Source organism: Paenibacillus humicus NBRC 102415 (assembly GCF_004000905.1).
GTDB lineage: Bacteria > Bacillota > Bacilli > Paenibacillales > Paenibacillaceae > Paenibacillus_O > Paenibacillus_O humicus.
Genome location: NZ_BIMD01000024.1, coordinates 24,577 through 45,563, shown reverse-complemented (window position 1 = coordinate 45,563; position 20,987 = coordinate 24,577). Strand labels below are relative to the sequence as shown.

The window sequence follows — 20,987 nt, the reverse complement described above, 5'->3', positions numbered from 1 at the left end:
AAAATCACGAGGTAGGGGACAATCACAAAAAGGTGCACGAAAAGCAGATAATCTGTTTCGACGCGATTTCATGGCACAGACTAAGGGGATCACCGAATATTGTGCTGCGGATACCTGGTTCTATCTCTCCACGATCAAAAATCTATCCAACCATGATACTGTGGTGTAGTACATGAGCTTTTCGTAACGACAACAAACGGGTTCTTCAGACTTTCGCGGCCTTTGAACAGACGAAAGACAAAATGGGTTGATCATTCACAGCGATCAAGGCTCTCATTACGCGTCTTTCTCTAACTACGGTACGCTGTCAAAGGTTGGCGCCTGAATCAGCTGTACATACGAGGCAACAGTTAGGACAATGCCTCTGTGGAGAACTTCTTCACATATCTCAGATCGGAAGGGCTCTATCCATAAGATATCTGAAATGTGCACAAAGCCGAATTGAGGGATACATACAGTCTTACAACCAAAAACGGACACAAACTAAAAAAGCTGATCCCGGTGGAGTACCGACGTCAGCTTGCTGCTTCTGTCCATTAGATGAAGCCTTGACCAGAAGGCTGGTGGGGCTTTGTTTTTTAATACTCATCAACGTTGAATGTCATAATTTTATCAAAAATCACGTATTCAGTTCTCGCTTTATAAGGACCAGTATTCCAAGTTTTTTTGAAAGAATACTTTGCAGGGCCATTTCCATTTCCTTTAGCATCAAACCATTCAATGAATGAGTTAAGTTCCTGGATGGACAAATCGTATTCTTTATCAAGGCCATTCACCATAGTAACTGTTAAAATTGCTCTTTCACCAATTGGTATAGGTGTCGAGGTAGGTGCTATAGATGGAGATGGTTCTATAGATGGAGATGGTTCTGTAGATGGTGATGGTGCTATAGATGGTGATGGTTCCGAAGATGGTAAAGGGAGGACGGTAGGCTCAGGTGTAGGAATTTCCTTTTTGCCGAGCGTAATTTCATTGAGAGCAGCCCATGATCCATTTGCTTTAATTTCGATCTTTAATCCTTCATAGCTTCCTTGAATAACATTAATGGGCTCTGTAATGATGTCCCTTTGAGTAGCCTTTCTAACGGCATCTGCAATTTGAACCCAGTTACCATTATTTAAACCGTATATAGTAAAACGGTTATCGACTGGAGGGTTATTGTTGATAGCCATCTGAACGAAATTAATCTCAAGTAATCCAGGGAACTTTATTTCTAAAGTTGAGTTGCCGCTGTCCGCATTAAATCTAGTTGATAAATCTCCATCAATAGCATTTCCCGGCCAATAGCTACTGTAAGTATTCTTACTCGTTATCGTCGTTCCAGGTGGCAGTGATTCTCCCTCCATACCTTGAACTACTTTAGTAGACGCGTCGCTCTTAGCTGCATAAACATTCTGTATTGCGAAAATCACTACAAGGAGCAGGACAACAGAAACTAAATATTTCTTTTTTAATTTCAAAAACACTAACCTCCATATTTTGATTTTATTCATCATCTTTATACATCGGAAAAAAAGGCAAAATGTAATACTTGATTAATGGAATTATAAAAAATGTTAGAAGCGCATTTGTCACACTTAGAGATGGTAAGCAGCTATTCCGAATACGTAAGCGAGGATGCTTTGAACCTTGCCTGCGAACGGCGGAGACAATAATCTTTGAAGCAGAAGCCTCAACGACAGTGGAGGCCCCTAAGGGGATGACCGACTCTAGTTGAATCAATAGGAAAGCGTTCCCTGATGTATTCGAAGTGACGAGGCGGTGACCGGATGAGTGGAGTCTTTGCAAGGGTATTTTCGTCTCCAGTTCCTCCTTGGGTCCGCATGGACGGACAGTATCGGAAGGTTGGTAACGCGGCGGCGCGAGAGGTATACTGTAGCTATATCGCCGGGGGCTTCCGCGGCAATCCCGGATGAGAAGGAATGGAACCGAATGACGACGACAAGCACGGTTTATTGGAGAAGCGGAGCGGCGGGAGCCGTTTCGGCAAAAGAATTGCAGGAAGCGGCCGATCTTCTGCGGTCGGGCGGAACGGTGGCCTTTCCGACGGAAACGGTGTACGGCCTCGGCGCGGATGCCCGCAGCACGGCGGCGGTAGAAAGCGTGTTCCAAGCGAAAGGGAGGCCCTCCGACAATCCGCTGATTGTCCATATCGCCGATGAGCGGCAGCTGGAAGGCCTCGCTGCAAGCTTGACGGAGACGGAGCGCGGTTTGATGAAGTCCTTCTGGCCCGGGCCGCTGACGCTCGTGCTTCCGGTGCTTCCGGATGCGGTGTCGCCGCGCGTGACGGCGGGGCTGGATACCGTCGCGGTCCGCATGCCGGACCATCCGCTGGCGCTGGCTCTGATCCGCGAAGCGGGCTGTCCCGTCGCGGCGCCGAGCGCGAACCGCTCGGGGCGGCCAAGCCCGACCGCGGCCTCGCATGTGCTGGAGGATCTGGCCGGGCGGATCGGCGGCGTGCTTGACGGCGGAGCGACCGGAGTCGGGCTGGAATCGACGGTTGTCGAGGCTGTCGGAGAGCGGTCGGTCCGCATCTTGAGGCCCGGCGGCGTAACGCCGGAGCAGCTTCGAGCGGCGGGATACGCCGTCGAGTTCGATGCCGGAGCCGGCATCGAGGCCTTTGGGCAGCCGGCGTCCGGGTCTGCGGTCTCCGAGACCGCTGCCTCCCAGCCGACGGCGCCCCGCTCGCCCGGCATGAAATACGCCCACTATGCGCCGCGCGGGGAGATGACCCTCGTATCGGGCTCGGCGGAAGCGGTGCGCGCCTATATCCAAGCCGAGGCCGATGCGGCATCTGCACTGGGGCTGCGCACCGGCGTTCTCGCCTACGAGGAGACGGCGGCTTCGTACCGGGCCGATGCTGTCCTGGCCTGCGGCTCACTGGGGAAGCTGGAAAGCGCGGCCCGATCGCTTTACGCCGTTCTGCGAGAGTTCGACGAGCTTGGAGCCGAGCGGATTTGGGCCGAAGCCTGCCCGTCGGACGGCATCGGTCTTGCACTTCTTAACCGGCTGGCGAAGGCCGCCGGCGGCAGGCAGGTCGATGCGGGCTGACCATAGTGCGATCTATTTTTCCTGAAGATTCATCGGCTATCGGACATACAATCCGTTATTTCGGGCAAATTGTGCGTTAAAGTAATTTTAACGGACATAGGATCCGTTATTTCCAGGAAATACATTGAAAACAGCGGGTTTCTTCCTAAATAGCGGAACGTATGTCCGATAAATGCAAGGAATCCGGCTTTGGGGCAAAATAGCGGAACATATGTCCGATAAAACGGCGCGTTCTCCGCTATGTGCTCAATTGCGAATGGCTGACTATGCGCCTGACCCCGTCCCGCGCAGCGAGCCAGGTCTATGCGTCTGACCCCGTCCCGCCCAGCGAGCAGGTCCAAGCATCTGACCCCGTCCCGCGCAGCGATCCAGGTCTATGCATCTGACCCTGTCCCGCACAGCGATCCAGGTCCAAGCATCTGACCTCGTCCCGCGTAGCGAGCTATGTCTTTGGCGTATCTGACTCCGTCCCGCGCAGCGAGCCATTACCATGCTTCTGACCCCGTCCCGCGCAGCGAGACAGGATCATTCGCCTCGCCTCGTCCCGCTCTGCAAGCAGTTCCTGCGTGCCGCCTCGTCCGCCTCTCCGGGACAGGTCATATTCTCTCTCCTTGTCCGCATAAGCTGGATAGAACAAGCCAGCGTAGGTAAGGAGAGATTGCGCAAATGTTGGAAGCGGGACTGCATGAAGGACAGCTGCTCACTTTATTGATCATGGCGCTAGCTCTCGGGATGGATGCCTTTTCGCTGGGCGTCGGCATCGGAATGAGGGGCATCCGGATCCGGGACATCTTGAAGCTGAGTCTGATTATCGGCATTTTCCATGTCGTCATGCCGCTTCTGGGCTTGTACACGGGCCATTACATGAGGTTTCTGCTTGGTCACGTGGCGACGGCGGCTGCGGGAATCCTGCTCATCCTGCTCGGCGGCCATATGCTTCTCGCCGCTTGGAGAGGCGATGGCGAGTCGCCGTCCTTCGCGGACCACAGGACCGCGGGAGGCATGCTGCTGTTCGCTCTGAGCGTCAGTGTCGATTCCTTCTCCGTCGGAATTTCGCTGGGCATGTTCGCGGCCGACCTGATTCTCACCATCCTGCTGTTCGGACTGGCCGGAGGGCTGATGTCGGTAGCCGGACTGCTGGCCGGCCGGCGCATCGGAAAAAGCCTGGGGAGCTACGGGGAAGCGGCGGGCGGCGCGATTTTACTTACTTTCGGCATCCTCTTCCTGCTGTAGGGACATCCCGGCGGCAGGAGAAGCCGCTCAAGGGAAAAGGAGAGGGAGTCCATGCGCATCTTGTTTGTCTGTACCGGAAACACATGCCGTTCCCCGATGGCGGAGGCATTCCTGAGGGAGCTTTCGGCCGAGAGGGGGCTGCGGCTTGAAGTCCGCTCAGCGGGAGTATCGACCGTGGACGGATTGCCTGTATCGCGCCATGCGCTTCAGGTGCTGGAAAACAGCGGCATCGCTCATAAGGGCTCATCGACGCCTGCGAGCGAAGGCCTGCTTGAATGGGCCGATCTCGTGCTGACGATGACTTCCTCCCACAAGCAAGCGCTTCTGAGGCATTGGCCGGAGGCTTCCGGCAAAGTCCATACCTTGAAGGAATACTCCTTGCCGGGACGGGACGGAGCGGGCGGAGAGCTGGACAGGCACTACAGCGAAAGAATGATCGCCCGGTCGCTTGGCCGCCGTCCCGACGACGCTTTGGAACGGCGGATCCGGGAGCTGGAGCGCCAGCTTCCCCATCCGGACATCGCCGATCCGTACGGAGGCTCCTACGAGGATTACGCCCGCTGCGCGGAGGAAATCCGCGAGGCGCTGTCGGGCTTGCTGGAGCGTCCGGAATTCCAATCCCGGCCATCCGAAAGGAATGAGGGGTAGCGGGATGGGCAGCGGAACCGCTTCTTTTTCCGGACTTGCATCCATTGGGAAAAAGAGGCCCTGCAGAAGGCTTATCCATCATTGACTTTCCCTTTTCGTGTAAGCTATGATGAAGGCAAGAAACAACGGTTTCCGGTGTAACTGGCGACGAAGTGGGATTAACCACGATGGAGCATCGGAACATACGGCCGGTCGCCTGGGCAGAGAGCAAGCACGCAAACTTTTTTGCGCGCGTTGCTCTCTTTGTCATTTTGGGTAGTCTCGTCTAAAAGGCCTTCGGTCCGGTATAATAGAACCGAAACGGCGAACTTGTCCCTCGTTCCGGGAGCCGCTTGCAGCGGAGACGGAAGAGGGGCGGAGACAGGAGGATGCTGGAATGACGAATGGATCGAAGCCGGAGGCGGCGATAACCGCCGGGGTCGAAACGCTTGTGCGCGAGCTCGCCGGCGGCGGACGCCTGCGGGAAGGGCAGCTGCTCGTTCTCGGAGTGAGCACGAGCGAGGTGCTCGGCAGGAGCATCGGAACCTCGGGCAGCACGGATGCGGCAGCGGCGGTTTTTGCCGGCGTGGAGGCGGCGCGCAAGGAGATCGGCTTCACGCCGGTGTTCCAGTGCTGCGAGCATTTGAACCGGGCGCTCGTTCTGGAGCGTGCCGTTGCCGAGAGGCTCGGACTGGAGCAGGTCGCCGCCGTGCCGGTGCCTGGCGCCGGCGGCTCGATGGCCGCTTACGCCTACCGTCGCCTGGCGGATGCATGCCTCGTGGAGACGGTGGAGGCCCATGCCGGCATCGATATCGGCGAAACGCTCATCGGCATGCATTTGCGCCGGGTCGCCGTGCCTCTGCGTCCTTCCCTGAAGCAGATCGGCGAAGCGCGCGTGACGATGGCATTCACCCGGCCGAAGCTGATCGGGGGCTCGCGCGCCGTCTACGAGCTGCCGGCAGGGGAGGAGCTGTCCGGCTCCGCCGGCAGCTGCGACTGAAGGGCGAGCCTGTCCTGGGCGCTGAGGTTCTAAACGCTGAAAGAACGAATGGCTTAAGCACAGTATTCTTAGGCCCTGATGTCTGATCCCTGATGTCTGATCCCTGATGTTCGAGTCCGTTATTCCAACCATTGATGTTCCAATCACAGATGTTCCAATCGCAGATGTTCCAATCACAGATATTCCAATGACTGATGTTCTGATCACTGATGCATCCATTATGAGGGAGGACTTGATCCAACATGGAAAATCTCCGCAAGCAGGATCCTGAAGTATTGAAGGCAATGGGGCTCGAGCTGCAGCGCCAGCGCGACAACATCGAGCTGATCGCATCGGAAAACATCGTCAGCGAAGCCGTCCTTGAAGCGATGGGCAGCGTTCTGACGAACAAATACGCTGAAGGCTATCCGGGCAAGCGCTACTATGGCGGCTGCGAGCATGTCGACATCGTGGAGGACATCGCGCGCGACCGCGCGAAGGAGCTGTTCGGCGCCGAGCACGCCAACGTCCAGCCGCATTCCGGCGCTCAGGCCAACATGGCGGTTTACCTGGCTGCCCTCAAGCCGGGCGATACGGTTCTCGGCATGAACCTGGCCCATGGCGGCCATCTGACGCACGGCAGCCCGGTCAACGCATCCGGCCTTTATTATAACTTCGTCGCATACGGCGTCGAGGAAGACACGTTCACGATCGATTACGACAACCTCCGCAAGGCGGCCTTCAAGCATCGCCCGCGCATGATCGTAGCCGGGGCGAGCGCTTATCCGCGCATCATCGACTTCGAGAAGATCGGCCGGATCGCCAAGGACGTCGGCGCGCTCTTCTTCGTCGACATGGCGCATATCGCCGGCCTGGTAGCCGCCGGCCTGCATCCGAGCCCGGTGCCGCACGCGCATTTCGTGACGACGACGACGCACAAGACGCTGCGCGGACCGCGCGGCGGCCTGATCCTCACGACCAAAGCCTGGGCGGCCGCCATCGACAAGGCGGTCTTCCCGGGATCGCAGGGCGGCCCTCTGATGCACATTATCGCGGCCAAAGCCGTAGCGCTGGGCGAGGCTCTGCAGCCTGAATTCAAAACCTACGCCAAAAACGTCATCGACAACGCGAAGGTGCTGGCCGATTCCCTGTCGGGCAAAGGCCTGAACATCGTCTCCGGCGGCACGGACAACCATCTCATGCTGCTCGATACCCGCAACCTGAACATTACGGGCAAGGAAGCCGAGCATGTGCTCGATTCCGTCGGCATCACGGTGAACAAAAACGCCATTCCGTTCGATCCGACGAGCCCGTTCGTCACGAGCGGCATCCGGATCGGAACGCCGGCCGCGACTTCGCGCGGCATGGACGCAGACGCGATGCGCACGATTGCAGACGTCATCGACATGACCCTCCGCAGTCCGAAGGACGAGGCCGTCCTGGAGAAAGCGCGAGGCATCGTGCGCGAGCTCACAGGCCGCTTCCCGCTCTATACCGATATCAAGTATTAATAGGCAAAAAAAGCCCCGTTCGGCGGATTTTCCGCTGGACGGGGTTATTTGCATGGACAGCGGGTCAGCCGTCTTGCCCTGAGAAGCCGAACTTCGTTATTTTCCGCATGCCTGCCATGCAACCGGATCCGGGCCGGCCGGCGCAGGAAATGCGCAGCCGAGGAGGCAAGGGCAGGGGCTGCCTGAAGCCGTCTGCTTTGGGCAGCGATATTTTGCCTTCTACAATGCTTGATGCGCTCGCCCTTGGGGAATGCTATAATAGTTGGGATTATGCTCCGTTGCTGTCGGAGAAAAGCAAATTTTAGCGAAATTCAGGAGGGCAACCCCCATGGGCAATCTGGTCATATGCGACCATCCGCTTATCCAGCACAAGCTGACGTATATTCGGGACAAAGACACCAAGACGAAAGACTTCCGCGAGCTTGTCGACGAAGTAGCCACGCTGATGGCCTATGAGATCACGAGGGAAATGCCCCTGGACACGATCCGGGTGGAAACTCCCGTCGCCGTGGCCGAATCCAAAGTACTGTCCGGCAGGATGCTCGGCATCGTGCCTATTCTGCGCGCCGGCCTGGGCATGGTCGACGGCATCCTCAAGCTGATTCCGGCCGCCAAGGTAGGGCATATCGGCCTCTCCCGCGACCATGACACGCTGCTGCCGACGGAATATTACATCAATCTTCCTACAGACGCGACGGAGCGGCTGCTCATCGTCGTCGATCCGATGCTGGCGACCGGCGGCTCGGCCAACGCCGCCATCGAGGCGCTCAAGAAGCGCGGCTGCACCCAGCTCAAGCTGATGGTGCTGATCGCTTCTCCGGAAGGGATTCGCGCCGTTCAGGAAGCGCATCCCGAGATCGACATTTACGCCGCGGCCGTAGACGAGAAGCTCAACGAGAAGGGTTACATCATTCCGGGCCTTGGCGACGCCGGCGACCGGATGTTCGGAACGAAGTAAGGGGGAGAAGGAACCGCATGGAGAAGCTGAAAGTGATGACCGTCTTCGGCACGAGGCCGGAGGCAGTCAAGATGGCGCCGCTTGTGCTGGAGCTGCAGAAGCATTCGGAGCAGATCGAGCCGATCGTCTGCGTGACGGCCCAGCACCGAGAGATTCTGGACCAGGTGCTGGAGCTTTTCCGCATCAAGCCGGATTATGATCTCAACGTCATGAAGGACCGCCAGACGCTGACCGAGACGACCGTCCGCGTGCTTGAGGGGATCGAGCCCGTGCTGAAGGAGGCCCGTCCGGATATCGTGCTCGTGCACGGAGACACGCAGACGACGTTCCTGGCGAGCTACGCTTCGTTCCTGCAGCAGATCCAGGTGGGCCATGTCGAAGCGGGCCTGCGCACCTGGAACAAGATGTCCCCGTACCCGGAGGAGATGAACCGCCAGCTGGCAGGCGTTCTCTCGGACGTGCACTTCGCGCCGACGGACTGGTCCGCAGGCAATCTGCGCCGGGAAAGCAAGCCGGAATCCGCGATCTATGTGACCGGCAATACGGCGACGGACGTCTTCCAGTATACGGTGGATCCGGAGTTCACCCACCCGATGCTGGACTGGGCTGCCGGCAAGCGCCTCATCCTGATGACCGCCCACCGGCGCGAATCGCTAGGGGAGCCGCATCGCAACATCTTCCGCGCCGTCAAGCGCATCGCCGATGAATTCGACGATATCGCCATCGTGTACGCCGTGCATCCGAACCCGGCCGTGCGAGAACCGGCGCAGGAGATCCTCGGCGACCACCCGCGGATCAAGCTGATCGAGCCGCTGGACGTGTTCGAGATTCACAATTTCTTCCCGCATACGTATCTGCTGCTCACCGATTCGGGCGGCATGCAGGAGGAGGCGCCTTCGTTCGGCATTCCGACGCTGGTGCTGCGCGATACGACCGAGCGGCCGGAAGGCATCGAGGCGGGAACGCTGGAGCTGGTCGGCACGGACGAGACCCGCGTCTATGAACGGACCCGCGCGCTGCTTACCGACCAGGGAACGTACGAGCGCATGAGCAAGGCGGCCAATCCGTACGGAGACGGGGCTGCGTCGGAGAGAATCGTCGCCGCGATCCTGCATCATTTTGGCAGAGGCGAGAGACCGGAGCCGTTCACACAACGTTCATAGTTTTCGAGAGAAGAGCGTCAACTCCAACAACGGCACAGCATACAGTTCAACTGTATGGTTTGCCAAAGCGAAAAATCCCGTCATTTCAAGGTTTTTTTGCCCAAGTTCACGGAAAGTTTGCTATTATCAAAATTGACAAACCTTCGATTGCTTGGATAAAATAATGAGGGTTGATTGGGGACAAACCATGGCCAGAAAGAGCAAGGGAGAAGACCCGCTGAAGGCGCTTGCGCTTGTAGGCGCGCTCGGCATCGATGTCGCCATATGCACCTACATCGGTTATTGGCTCGCAGCACGTTACGGGGGAACTCCAGGCTGGATCATCGTCGGGGTGTTCGCCGGACTGGCGGCAGGAATTGTTTCCGTCATCTTTATTGTCAGAAAGGTTCTGGAGGACAGCAATGAATGAAGTGCTCAAGATGACCAAGTCCGCGGTCATGCTGCTTGCAGCCGCACTGCTGCTGATCTGGGTTCTGATTCCGGACTGGCGCACGGTTGCCGCTGGCTGCCTGCTTGGCATAGCGGCAGGATCGTTCAATGCCTTTCTTCTTCGCAGGCGGGTGGAGTGGATCGGGGTCATGGCTTCCGGGGAGGCTCCCAGGAAGACAGGCACCGGAATGGCCGGCAGAATCGCGATGGTGCTGCTCGTCGTCATGATCGCGTACCGCAAGCCGGACTATTTCAATCTTCCCTCCGCCTTGGCTTCATGTTTTGCGGTGCCTTTTGTTATACTGGTATGCGCTTTCTTTGTCAATCTCCGGCGACGCCGTGGAAAGGGGTGAAATATAAGGTATGCATGAATTTCCGATTTACCATTGGAACGGGCTCAACATCGACGTTTCAGCATTTATCGCGATTACGGTATCGGCCGTCATGACGTTCGTTCTGGTCAAGCTGCTGACGCGAAAATTGTCGGTGGCCAATCCTTCCAAGACGCAGAACTTCATGGAATGGGCGGTGGACTTCGTTCATTCGACCATTGCAAGCACGATGCCGCTGAACCGGGTTCGTCCGTTTCTTGGCCTAGGCTTGACGCTGATTCTCTTCATCTTCGTTTCCAACCTGCTCGGTCTTCCCTTCGGCATCGTGACTGAAATCCACGAACCGATGTGGGGAGTGACGGCGGACACGCTCGCCCACCACGGCGGACACGCGGAGCTGGCATGGTGGAAATCGCCTACAGCGGATCTCTCCGTGACTTCGGGCCTCGCGCTCATCGTTTTCCTGCTTGTCCATTTCCTCGGCGTGAAGATGAACGCCAAGCATTATTTCCAGCATTACTTCAAGCCTTACCCGATTTTCTTCCCGTTGAACATCATCGAGACGATCGCGAAGCCGGTCACGCTGGCTCTCCGTTTGTTCGCGAACATCTTCGCGGGCGAGGTGCTGATCGCCACCATCCTCATGCTTGGCGCCATCGGTACGCCGTTCATGATCATCTGGCAAGGCTTCAGTATTTTCGTAGGCGCCATCCAGGCGTTCCTGTTCACGATCCTCACCATGGTGTACATCTCGCAAGCCGCCATTCACGACGAAGACGGCGCGCACTGATCCACAGCAGTCCGAACTGATTTCGAGGACGTCACCGCACGGCTTCGGTCGGTGTTGAAATAACCCACACTCACCCAATTTAGAGGAGGATTTTAAACAATGGAAGTATTGGCAGCAGCAATCGCAGTTGGTCTCGGCGCAGTAGGCGCGGGCGTAGGTAACGGTCTTATCGTCAGCAAAACGGTAGAAGGCATCTCCCGCCAGCCGGAAGCGGCCAGCAAGCTTCAAACGACGATGTTCATCGGCGTAGGTATCGTCGAAGTCGTGCCGATCATCGGCGTCGTTATCGGCTTCCTCGCATTCTTCAGCTAATAGCAGCAGAATCTTGCTGAACTCGACATGGCGGGGAAGGCATTGCCCTCCACGCCATCGTCATAAAATCGGAGATTGCCCAAAGCTTCGAGCTCATGCGGCATCCGGTAATTCGAGCGGCGGCCCCGCCTGATAGGCAGCGGGCTGCGCTCGCATGTATGTGAATGGCAAGTGAAAGGAGAGCGGTCATGGCCTGGCATTGGGAGTCTTTTGTGTACGCGATCGTCGCGTTCCTCATTCTGTACTGGCTGCTGAACAAGTATGCGTTCGGTCCTCTGTTCGGAATCATGGAACAGCGCCGCCAAATGGTACTTGAGCAGATGAATGCGGCCGAGAACAGCCGCAAGGAAGCTTCCGCCGAAATGGAAGCTCAGAAGCAAGCTCTGGCGCAAGCCCGCCAAGAAGCGAACGATATCATCGAAAAGGCTCGGATCACGAGCTCGAAGCAGGCCGACAGCATCATCGATACGGCCCGTTCCGAAGCATCCCGCCTCAAAGAAGATGCCGTCCGCGACATCGAGAGCGAGAAGAACAAAGCCATCGCTTCCCTGCGCAGCGAAGTCGGCAGCATGTCCGTCGCGATTGCATCCAAGATCGTCGAGAAGCAAATCGACGAGAAATCGCAGGAGCAGATCGTTGACAACTACCTCAAAGAGGTAGGAAGCAAATGAGCCGCGACACAGTAATCGCAAAACGTTACGCGCAGGCGCTGTACGATGTTGCGAGCACGCAAAACCTGGTGGCGGAAGTGCGCCAGCAGCTTGAGCTGATCGCCGGAGCCTTGGCATCCGACGGAGACGTATCCCGTTTCCTGTCGACGCCTGGCATCGAGCCGTCCGTCAAGCTTGACATCATCAAAAAAGCAATCGGGGACCGCGTGTCCTCTATTGTTCTGAATACGGTCACGCTCCTGATCGAACGCGGCCGCCAGTCGGCGGTCGGCAGCGTCAGCGAAGCCTACGGCCGAATTGCCGACGAAGCTTCCGGCGAATCCCGCGCGACCGTTTATACGGCAGTCGCGCTCAGCGAAGCCGAGCTCGCGAAGGTGCTCCAGCAATTCGGAGTCATCTCGGGACGGCGCATCATCGGCGAGCAGGTCGTCGAGCCTTCCCTTCTGGGCGGCATCAAGGTCCGCATCGGAGACAAGATCTATGACGGATCCCTCTCCACCAAGCTGGACCGCCTGAGCAAGCAAATCAATTCCCAAGCACTGTAGACAGGGGTGAAGAAATTGAGCATCAGACCTGATGAAATCAGCACGCTGATTAAGCAGCAGATTGAACAATATAAATCCGAGATCCAAGTCGACGAGGTCGGAACGGTTATCCAAGTCGGCGACGGTATCGCTCGCGTGCACGGCCTTGAGAACGCTATGGCCGGCGAGCTGCTCGAGTTCTCCAACGGCGTTGTAGGCATGGCGCTCAACCTTGAGGAGAGCAATGTCGGTGTCGTTATCCTTGGACCGTACACGGACATCCGTGAAGGCGACCAAGTGAAGCGTACGGGCCGCATCATGGAAGTTCCTGTAGGCGACGCTCTTCTGGGCCGCGTTGTCAACGCTCTGGGCCAGCCGCTTGACGGCAACGGTCCGATCGCGACGACGGCTAGCCGTCCGATCGAATCGCCGGCACCGGGCGTCATGGCCCGTAAATCCGTATTCGAGCCGATGCAGACGGGCATCAAGGCGATCGACGCCATGATTCCGATCGGCCGCGGCCAGCGCGAGCTCATCATCGGCGACCGCCAGACGGGCAAAACGCAAATCGCGATCGATACGATCGTCAATCAAAAGGGCAACGGCGTGGTTTGCATCTACGTCGCTATCGGTCAAAAGCAATCCACGGTTCGTACGGTTGTCGAATCCCTCCGCCGCCAAGGCGCGCTGGATTACACGATCGTCGTAACGGCGAGCGCTTCCGAGCCGTCCCCGCTGCTTTACATCGCTCCTTATACGGGCTGCTCCATGGGCGAGTACTTCATGTACAACGGCAAGCATGTTCTCGTCATCTACGATGACCTGTCCAAGCAAGCCGCCGCTTACCGCGAGCTGTCCCTGCTGCTTCGCCGCCCACCGGGCCGGGAAGCCTATCCGGGCGACGTCTTCTACCTGCACTCCCGTCTGCTGGAGCGCGCGGCCAAGCTGAACGACGAGCTCGGCGGCGGTTCCCTTACGGCGCTTCCGTTCATTGAGACGCAAGCCGGGGATATCTCCGCTTACATCCCGACGAACGTCATCTCCATCACGGACGGACAGATCTTCTTGGAATCCGACCTGTTCTACTCCGGCCAGCGTCCGGCTGTCAACGTCGGCAACTCCGTATCCCGCGTAGGCTCCTCCGCTCAAACGAAGGCGATGAAAAAGGTAGCCGGCACGCTCAAGCTTGACCTTGCCCAGTACCGCGAGCTGGCGGCATTCGCCCAATTCGGCTCCGATCTGGACAAAGTAACCAAGTCCCGCCTCGACCGCGGCGAGCGCACGCTGGAAATCCTGAAGCAGGGCATCAACCAGCCTATGCCTCTGGAGCGCCAGGTTGTCTCCCTGTTCGCAGTCACGCGCGGCCATGTGGATGATATCCCGGTTCAGGACGTCCGCCGTTTCGAGGACGAGCTGCTGAGCTTCGTGGATGCCAACAAGCCGGAGATTCTGACTTCCATCCGCGATACCAAAGACCTCTCCTCCGACAACGAGAAAGCTCTTGTAGCTGCCATCCAGGACTTCAAGAAAGGCTTCTCCCGTTCGGTTTAATAGCAAGGAATGATGATGCCGGTCCCCGTGCCTGATTATGGGCATGGGGCCGATAAGTAAGGTGGTGAGTACTAATGGCAAAAGGCATGCGGGAGATCAAGCGCTCGCTCAAGAGCAAGCAGAATATGAAGCAGATCACCAAAGCGATGGAAATGGTCGCTGCGGCGAAGCTTCGCCGCGCGCAGGAGGCGGCATTGTCGGCCCGTCCTTACACGGACAAGATCCGCGAAGTCGTCTCCAGCATCGCCGCCGGCGCAGGCAGCATTCGTCACCCTATGCTGCAGTCTCGCGAGGTGAAGCGCACAGCTTACCTGATCGTGACGTCGGACCGCGGACTCGCTGGCGGTTACAACATCAACGTACTGCGCAAGCTGTCCAATACGATCGCCGAGAAACACCGGTCCAAGGACGAGTACGAAATTCTCGTTGTCGGCCGCAAGGGCAGCGCCTACTTGACGCGCCGCAGCATGAACATCGCCGAGGAAGTGACGGGCATCTCCGATTCCCCGAAATACGGCGATATCAAGCCGGTCGCCTACAAAGCCGTTCAAGGCTTTGAGGAAGGCCGTTATGACGAGGTCTATATCGTCTACAACCGCTTCATCAATGCCATTTCCCAGATTCCGACGATGAAGAAGCTGCTGCCGCTGAGCTCCGATGAGTTCACCGGTTCCGCGGCGCAGTACGAGTACGAGCCGGATGCGGAATCCGTGCTCAGCGTTCTGCTGCCCAAGTATGCCGAGACGGTCGTGTACAGCGCGATTCTCGAAGGCAAGGCGAGCGAATTCGGCGCCCGGATGACGGCAATGGGCAATGCGACGAAGAATGCGACGAAGCTCATCGGCGAGCTTACGCTCTCTTACAACCGCGCGCGTCAGGCTGCGATCACCCAAGAAATCGCGGAAATCGTCGGCGGAGCAAGCGCCCAGCAATAATCACACGCAGAAGAGCAGGCTGCGGCCTGCTTCATAGATGCACGTGCAACTATCTTTACTACAGGAGGGACCCCCATGAGCAACGGTCGCGTTGTCCAGGTACTGGGACCGGTTGTCGACGTTGAATTCGACAACGGCCATCTCCCAGAAATCCTGAACGCAATTAAGATTGAACAAAAGGCCCAGAACTCTTCCGAAAAAGACGTGAAGCTGACTCTCGAAGTGGCTACCCACCTCGGAAACAACACAGTTCGCTGCGTCGCGATGTCCTCCACGGACGGCCTCGTGCGCGGTACGGCCGCTGTTGATACCGGCGCGCCAATCACCGTGCCGGTCGGACCGGCCACGCTCGGCCGCGTATTCAGCGTTGTCGGCGATCCGATCGACAACAACGGGGACGTAGACCGCAGCATCACGCTGCCGATCCACCGTCAAGCTCCGGTATTCGAGGATCTGTCCACGCAGCAGGAAATTCTGGAAACCGGCATCAAGGTCATCGACCTGATGGCTCCGTACGCCAAGGGCGGCAAAGTCGGCTTGTTCGGCGGCGCCGGCGTAGGCAAAACGGTAACGATGCAGGAGCTTATCCACAACATCGCTTCCGAGCACGGCGGTATTTCCGTATTTGCCGGCGTAGGCGAGCGTACTCGTGAAGGCAACGACCTTTATCACGAGATGAGCGAATCCGGCGTTATCGAGAAAACGGCCATGGTATTCGGCCAGATGAACGAGCCTCCAGGCGCGCGTCTTCGCGTAGCCCTGACCGGTCTGACGATGGCGGAATACTTCCGCGATCAAGAAAACCGCGACGTGCTCCTGTTCGTCGACAACATCTTCCGCTTCACCCAAGCGGGCTCCGAAGTATCCGCGCTGCTCGGCCGCATGCCGTCCGCGGTAGGTTACCAGCCGACGCTGGCAACCGAGATGGGCCAGCTCCAGGAGCGCATCACTTCCACCAAGAACGGCTCGGTTACGTCGATCCAGGCGATCTACGTTCCAGCCGATGACTACACCGACCCGGCCCCTGCCACGGCGTTTGCCCACTTGGATTCCACGACCAACCTGGAGCGTAACATCGCCGCTATGGGTATCTTCCCGGCTGTCGACCCGCTGGCTTCGTCCTCGCGCGTCCTGACTCCGGAAATCGTCGGCGAAGAGCACTATCAAGTGGCTCAAAGCGTGAAGAAGCTTCTTCAGCGCTACAAAGAGCTGCTTGATATCATCGCGATTCTCGGCATGGACGAACTGTCCGAGGAAGACAAGCTTGTCGTGCTTCGCGCACGCCGCGTCCAGCTGTTCCTGTCGCAGCCTCTTCACGTTGCAGCAGCGTTCAACGGCATGCCTGGCCTGTCCGTACGAATCAAGGATACGGTCCGGGGCTTCAAGGAAATTCTTGAAGGCAAGCATGATGATCTTCCGGAACCAGCGTTCCATAACGTCGGAACGATTGAAGACGCCGTTGCCAAAGCGAAGAAGCTCGCTCAAGAGGTTTAATCCTCGGCGGATGGAGGTTATCGTATGAGCACCTTACTGCTTGAAATCGTTACGCCGGAGCGTACCGTATATTCCAAGGATGTGAACATGGTCATCATCCGCGGAGTAGAGGGCGAGATGGGCATTCTGCCTAATCACGTTCCTACGGTTACGCCTCTGAAGATATCCGCCGTAACGGCGAAAATCGGCAGCAATTATGAAAACATCGCGGTGAGCGGAGGCTTTGCCGAGGTTCGTCACGAGAAAGTCGTCATTCTGGCCGAAAGCGCCGAGCTTCCGGGCGAAATCGATGTGGACCGCGCAGAGCTGGCCAAGAAGCGCGCTGAAGAGCGCATTCGCAACCGCAACAAGGAAACCGTCGATCATCATCGTGCGGAGCTTGCGCTTCAACGTGCGCTCAACCGTCTGAACACCAGAGGTTGATTCCGTCATCAAAGCCCCTCCCCTGTTATCTCACGATAACGGAGGAGGGGCTTTTTTATTCTCTTATAATGGAATCTACTGGGATCTGAATCGATTCCGGCTATACCGGCGAAATCGCCTGGGGAGGACAGGGGAAATGAGGGTAGGGACACTTTTTATTATGAGCATGTTGGCGGCAGCTTTATTGACGGCACGGATTCACGGCCTCGATTCAAAGAGGTCCATAAGGGACAATCTGCTCTTTTGCTTCCTGCTTGTCGCGGGCGGCGGGGTTCTGATGGGGACGGGCTTTTCGGAATCCGAATCCACTTCTTTCTTGGGCAGATTGTTCATCCTGGCCGGCATGTGGACCGGGATATTCAGCTTTCTTAAGCATGACGCCAATGGAGATAAAGAGAGTTAAGGACTGCGGCAGGGGATGTTTGACCGAAAGTCCGATGACAATGAAGCCAAGGGTGGATGACGATCGTCTCTGTAATCAAGTATGATAATGCATGAGGAGCAGCTTCATCTCATGCAATACGGAGTTCACCAATAGCCTTTGAGCCCTAGAATCAACGGCAATTCTCGAAAATGAAGATACCTATACGGTTACAGCGATCCCTAGGCTCGTATGGCTAGAACGTTAAATTCGCCGCTATCGGACTGCCATTGCAGATATTGAATGCTGGCAATAAGTCGTTGCAGACTATAAAGCCATCGCAGTCAATAAGTCGTTGCCGTCTATAAAGCCATCGCAGTCAATACGTCCTAGCAAGTCAATACGAATCCCTACATCCTTACATCCATGACAACGGGGAGAGTGCTCAAGGAATGATTGATATCCATACCCACATCCTTCCCGGCATCGACGACGGAGCCAGGAACGAGGAGCAAATGCTCGCCTTGGCGAGAGCTGCGCAGCTTGAAGGCATCACCGATATCGTCGCTACCCCTCATCACGCCAACGGAGCTTACTGGAATGCGGCAGCCGACGTGCGGGAGCTGACGCGGCGGACCGGAGAGCTGCTGCAGCAGCACGGCATTCCGATTGCTTTGCATCCGGGCCAAGAAATCCGGGTCCATGCGGAGCTGCTCGACAATTGGGAGAAGAGGGAGCTGCTGACGCTTGCGGATACCCCTTATATGCTGCTTGAAATGCCGACCGCGGAGATACCTTCCGGAATGGCCGAGCTGGTCTATGAGCTGACGCTTCAAGGGGTGCGGCCTGTCATAGCCCATCCTGAACGCAACGAGCAGGCCATGCGCGAGCCCGCTCTTCTGGAAGAGCTCATCTCGCTCGGGGCTTGGGGACAAGTGACGACGCATTCGCTGCTGGGTCTGTACGGAAGATCGATCGAGAAAGCTTCCTGGTCGATGATGCGTTCCGGTCTCGTCCATCTTGTCTCCTCCGATGCGCATCATGCGGAGCGCCGCGGATTCCGCTTGGCGGCCGCCTATGCCGCCATCGCCGAACGGCTCGGGGAAGACTACAAAGCTTATTTCATGCAAAATGCGGTCAGCCTCCTCGCGGGAGACGACCTGCTTGGGGCGGAGCAGCGGCCGGCGGCAGCGGCTTCGGGAGGAAGGCCGCAAGGCTTGCTGAGAAGCTTGTTCGGCCGGCGGGGCCGCTAAATGGACCGTCACCTTTTGCATGTAACGAACCTTTGGTTGTAACAGCAGACTGGTTTGGCCCAAGCGGGTCGATTATGACGGAGGTGCTTCTACCGCGGGCGTACTTGCCGTTACTGCCGCTCTCCTGAGCATGCCGCGCTTACGAGACCCGCTGGGGCGGGCTGCGGGATTGGAAGGCACAGCGGGCGAAGCCAATTTGAACCAAAAAAGCTTTGGGCCGCGAGCAGGCCCAAAGCTTTTTTTGGTTCAGCCGGCTGAAACGGACGGCTGGATGGAATAGGTCGCCCGCTTCGTCTGCACCCGGATCTCTCCGTCCTGTTCGATGAGGGAGTCATCCGCTTGGAGCGGAATTTCATAGGAGTCGCCAGGCACGGGCTCACGGCCCTTGTCGGTGACGATGCTGGCCGAACCGTGCAGCAGCAGGATCGTTCCCGACACATAATCATCCGGAGAAGGATTATGCAGCAGCTCCGCTCCGCTGAACGTCATGCGGACCTTATCCCAATCTCCGTCTTCCTGCTTGACGATATCGACATCCTCGCCCTTGCGGGCTTCCAGCAGCTCCAGCAGCCGGCTGACATTCATGGCATCCGACATGGACCATCTCCACCTTTCCTGGTACGAATTGAAATGTACGGCCGGGGGACATTTGCGACCGGCTGCAGGACGCGCCGCAGATCGCCGAGTCTGACAACAGCCGCCTGATTGCAGTTGATTCCTGGAGGTTCTTCTGATCTTTATTTACAGCAAACGCCGTAAAATGAAGCATGCGGAACGACCGTCGGGAAGGCGCCGACCGAGACGGCCAGCGGTGGATTCAATCGTCCTTGCGTCCATAGCTGCGGGCAAAGCTTTTGACCCGGTTGTAGGCGGCCCGGTCGATTTTTTTGAACGCCCCGTACTGGGGATGGTTCGTATTGACCTCCAGCACCCACAGCCTTTTGCTCCGGTCGATCGCGAAGTCGATTCCCATCTCGCGCATGCCGCCGTAACGGCGGGACAGCGACTTGGATATCTTCAGCGCCGACTCTTCGATGAACTCGTTGTTGGCGAGGGCAGGGGCGGCTCGCATTCCTTGCATTTTCCACAGCCTGGACAGCTGGTAAAGCTTGGCGCCCTGATGGGCGTTTGTCACGATGCGATTGGGCAGCGCCACTTTAGCTATCAAAGCCGTGCAGGTCCAGGGTCCATTGGGCTTGCGCTGCACCATGGCGCGGATATCGTATGGCTTCCCTTCGATTCGGTCGAGCGGAATGCCGCGCTGGATAATCAGCTTTCCGAATTTCCGGGTTTTCCGGATATGTTCGTACACCTGATCGAGATTTCCGAACGCGCGGGAAATCTGTTTGCGGGAAATCACGGAGGTGAGCTGATATCCGCCCCCATTGCGGCGGCGAAGCTTATGGATTCCGATGCCGAGAGAGCCGATATTCGGCTTGATATACAGAATTTCAAAGCGCGAAGCCATTTTCTTCAGCTGCTTGCGGGAAAAATCGGCCGTCCGTGGAACAAAGTGCGCCGTAGCCGGATCCCTGCGCAGCATCCGGCTCACTCGAAGTTTTCCCCAAAGGGTGCGGGAATTATAGGTTTTGATGTATTTTTTTATTGTTGGCATCCTGCTTGATCACCTCTCCCCCTACCTTATGCCTCCAGGCTTGGACGGACGTGTGCGGATGACATGCCCCTGGCTCAAAAAAGCGTCCGGCCGGATAAGGAACAGAAATGCTGCGCAAGCTGATTTCAGGCGTGCCTGTTTGTCCCGGCCCGGATGGGGTAATGAGAAGACATGAAGCCTGATTGCAGGGAAATGAATATTCGGAAGGGGAATGTAAAAAATGGCAACTCAAACCGCCAGCCGCGGCAAAGCGGCAAAGAATACGAAGACGCAGGATGCGCTGAACCGTCAAGTAGCTTCGATGGGCGTGCTGTACATGAAGCTCCATTCCTTCCACTGGAATGTGACCGGTCCTAATTTCTATACTCTCCACGTCAAGTTCGAGGAGTTCTATAATGCCGTTACCCTTATGTTCGACGAAGCGGCGGAGCGCCTGATCGGAATCGGCGGCAAGCCGGTATCCACCATGAAGGGCATGCTGGATCTGTCTTCCATCAAGGAGGCGACGGAAAAAGAAGATGCCGAAACGATGGTGCGGAATCTGATCGACGACTTCAATACCCTTGCCGAGGACATGAAGGTAGCTGCCGAGACGGCCGAAGAAGAAGACGATGCGGCGACGAGCGATATTCTGACCGGCATGGTGGAGCAGCTGGACCAGCACCGCTGGATGCTGGAGAAGTTTTTGGCGTAGCCGCAAGCGCCTTCCGGGATAATAGCAAGTGCAAATAGGCCCTTCGGATTTCCGGAGGGCCTGTTGTTGTATCCATTTTGT

The 20,987-nt window shown here is 57.2% G+C and carries 23 protein-coding genes and 1 riboswitch; of the genes, 20 read left to right on the top strand and 3 right to left on the bottom strand.

Annotated elements, in window-relative coordinates; genetic code table 11:
- Positions 1-578: 578 nt before the first annotated feature.
- Positions 579-1,460, bottom strand: coding sequence for a discoidin/SUN/FTP domain-containing protein (locus PHU01S_RS15190; protein ID WP_127508240.1), 882 nt, complete (start codon positions 1,458-1,460; stop codon positions 579-581).
- A gap of 472 nt (positions 1,461-1,932) precedes the next feature.
- Between PHU01S_RS15190 and PHU01S_RS15185 the strand changes: the two genes are divergently transcribed.
- From PHU01S_RS15185 to PHU01S_RS15095, 19 genes are all read left to right on the top strand, one after another.
- On the top strand, positions 1,933-3,051 hold the full coding sequence (locus PHU01S_RS15185) for an L-threonylcarbamoyladenylate synthase (RefSeq protein WP_127508238.1): 1,119 nt from the start codon (positions 1,933-1,935) through the stop codon (positions 3,049-3,051).
- A 666-nt stretch (positions 3,052-3,717) separates the two neighbouring features.
- On the top strand, positions 3,718-4,284 hold the full coding sequence (locus PHU01S_RS15180) for a manganese efflux pump MntP (RefSeq protein WP_127508236.1): 567 nt from the start codon (positions 3,718-3,720) through the stop codon (positions 4,282-4,284).
- A 51-nt stretch (positions 4,285-4,335) separates the two neighbouring features.
- The gene (locus PHU01S_RS15175) at positions 4,336-4,932 is read left to right on the top strand and encodes a low molecular weight protein arginine phosphatase (protein ID WP_076357770.1); all 597 of its coding nucleotides are present in this window, start codon (positions 4,336-4,338) and stop codon (positions 4,930-4,932) included.
- 127 nt (positions 4,933-5,059) lie between these two features.
- A riboswitch (ZMP/ZTP riboswitch) is annotated at positions 5,060-5,141 on the top strand.
- Positions 5,142-5,308: 167 nt separating this feature from the next.
- Positions 5,309-5,911 carry a TIGR01440 family protein gene (locus PHU01S_RS15170; RefSeq protein ID WP_127508234.1) on the top strand — a complete coding sequence of 201 codons (603 nt, stop codon included), beginning with the start codon at positions 5,309-5,311 and terminating at the stop codon, positions 5,909-5,911.
- Positions 5,912-6,153: 242 nt separating this feature from the next.
- On the top strand, positions 6,154-7,401 hold the full coding sequence (gene glyA, locus PHU01S_RS15165; protein WP_021881034.1) for a serine hydroxymethyltransferase: 1,248 nt from the start codon (positions 6,154-6,156) through the stop codon (positions 7,399-7,401).
- A 328-nt stretch (positions 7,402-7,729) separates the two neighbouring features.
- Positions 7,730-8,359, top strand: coding sequence for a uracil phosphoribosyltransferase (gene upp, locus PHU01S_RS15160; protein ID WP_048747635.1), 630 nt, complete (start codon positions 7,730-7,732; stop codon positions 8,357-8,359).
- A gap of 17 nt (positions 8,360-8,376) precedes the next feature.
- Positions 8,377-9,522 (top strand): non-hydrolyzing UDP-N-acetylglucosamine 2-epimerase, encoded by a 1,146-nt coding sequence (gene wecB, locus PHU01S_RS15155; RefSeq protein ID WP_048747632.1) that lies wholly within the window; start codon positions 8,377-8,379, stop codon positions 9,520-9,522.
- Positions 9,523-9,709: 187 nt separating this feature from the next.
- Positions 9,710-9,931: an AtpZ/AtpI family protein gene (locus PHU01S_RS15150; RefSeq protein WP_049868381.1), complete on the top strand. Its 222-nt coding sequence runs from the start codon at positions 9,710-9,712 to the stop codon at positions 9,929-9,931.
- A complete protein-coding gene (locus PHU01S_RS15145; protein WP_021880551.1) occupies positions 9,924-10,304 on the top strand; it encodes an ATP synthase subunit I in 381 nt (126 codons plus the stop codon). Before PHU01S_RS15150 ends, PHU01S_RS15145 begins: the two co-directional genes overlap by 8 nt.
- Before the next feature lie 10 nt (positions 10,305-10,314).
- Complete coding sequence (gene atpB, locus PHU01S_RS15140; RefSeq protein WP_021880552.1) at positions 10,315-11,073, top strand: F0F1 ATP synthase subunit A; 759 nt, start codon at positions 10,315-10,317, stop codon at positions 11,071-11,073.
- 99 nt (positions 11,074-11,172) lie between these two features.
- Positions 11,173-11,385, top strand: a complete 213-nt coding sequence (gene atpE / locus PHU01S_RS15135; RefSeq protein WP_021880553.1) for a F0F1 ATP synthase subunit C — start codon at positions 11,173-11,175, stop codon at positions 11,383-11,385.
- A gap of 188 nt (positions 11,386-11,573) precedes the next feature.
- Positions 11,574-12,056, top strand: coding sequence for a F0F1 ATP synthase subunit B (gene atpF / locus PHU01S_RS15130; RefSeq protein WP_048747629.1), 483 nt, complete (start codon positions 11,574-11,576; stop codon positions 12,054-12,056).
- The gene (locus PHU01S_RS15125) at positions 12,053-12,601 is read left to right on the top strand and encodes a F0F1 ATP synthase subunit delta (RefSeq protein ID WP_049868380.1); all 549 of its coding nucleotides are present in this window, start codon (positions 12,053-12,055) and stop codon (positions 12,599-12,601) included. The genes atpF and PHU01S_RS15125 overlap by 4 nt, the downstream gene beginning before the upstream one ends.
- 15 nt (positions 12,602-12,616) lie before the next feature.
- Positions 12,617-14,131: a F0F1 ATP synthase subunit alpha gene (gene atpA, locus PHU01S_RS15120; RefSeq protein WP_048747627.1), complete on the top strand. Its 1,515-nt coding sequence runs from the start codon at positions 12,617-12,619 to the stop codon at positions 14,129-14,131.
- A 74-nt stretch (positions 14,132-14,205) separates the two neighbouring features.
- Positions 14,206-15,066, top strand: a complete 861-nt coding sequence (atpG, locus tag PHU01S_RS15115) for an ATP synthase F1 subunit gamma (protein WP_048747625.1) — start codon at positions 14,206-14,208, stop codon at positions 15,064-15,066.
- A 75-nt stretch (positions 15,067-15,141) separates the two neighbouring features.
- The gene (gene atpD / locus PHU01S_RS15110) at positions 15,142-16,560 is read left to right on the top strand and encodes a F0F1 ATP synthase subunit beta (RefSeq protein ID WP_048745692.1); all 1,419 of its coding nucleotides are present in this window, start codon (positions 15,142-15,144) and stop codon (positions 16,558-16,560) included.
- 24 nt (positions 16,561-16,584) lie between these two features.
- On the top strand, positions 16,585-16,983 hold the full coding sequence (locus tag PHU01S_RS15105; RefSeq protein ID WP_076357782.1) for a F0F1 ATP synthase subunit epsilon: 399 nt from the start codon (positions 16,585-16,587) through the stop codon (positions 16,981-16,983).
- 136 nt (positions 16,984-17,119) lie between these two features.
- Positions 17,120-17,386, top strand: a complete 267-nt coding sequence (locus PHU01S_RS15100) for a hypothetical protein (RefSeq protein ID WP_164763078.1) — start codon at positions 17,120-17,122, stop codon at positions 17,384-17,386.
- Between the two features lie 410 nt (positions 17,387-17,796).
- On the top strand, positions 17,797-18,597 hold the full coding sequence (locus PHU01S_RS15095; protein WP_048745688.1) for a tyrosine-protein phosphatase: 801 nt from the start codon (positions 17,797-17,799) through the stop codon (positions 18,595-18,597).
- A gap of 246 nt (positions 18,598-18,843) precedes the next feature.
- Here PHU01S_RS15095 and ymzB read toward each other — a convergent pair whose 3' ends face one another.
- Together ymzB and PHU01S_RS15085 are read right to left on the bottom strand one after the other, a co-directional pair.
- Complete coding sequence (gene ymzB / locus PHU01S_RS15090) at positions 18,844-19,194, bottom strand: protein YmzB (protein WP_021880562.1); 351 nt, start codon at positions 19,192-19,194, stop codon at positions 18,844-18,846.
- Positions 19,195-19,414: 220 nt separating this feature from the next.
- On the bottom strand, positions 19,415-20,212 hold the full coding sequence (locus tag PHU01S_RS15085; protein WP_049868378.1) for a YheC/YheD family protein: 798 nt from the start codon (positions 20,210-20,212) through the stop codon (positions 19,415-19,417).
- A gap of 220 nt (positions 20,213-20,432) precedes the next feature.
- Here PHU01S_RS15085 and PHU01S_RS15080 point away from each other — a divergent pair, with 220 nt between their 5' ends.
- Complete coding sequence (locus PHU01S_RS15080; RefSeq protein ID WP_021880564.1) at positions 20,433-20,906, top strand: Dps family protein; 474 nt, start codon at positions 20,433-20,435, stop codon at positions 20,904-20,906.
- Positions 20,907-20,987: the final 81 nt, after the last annotated feature.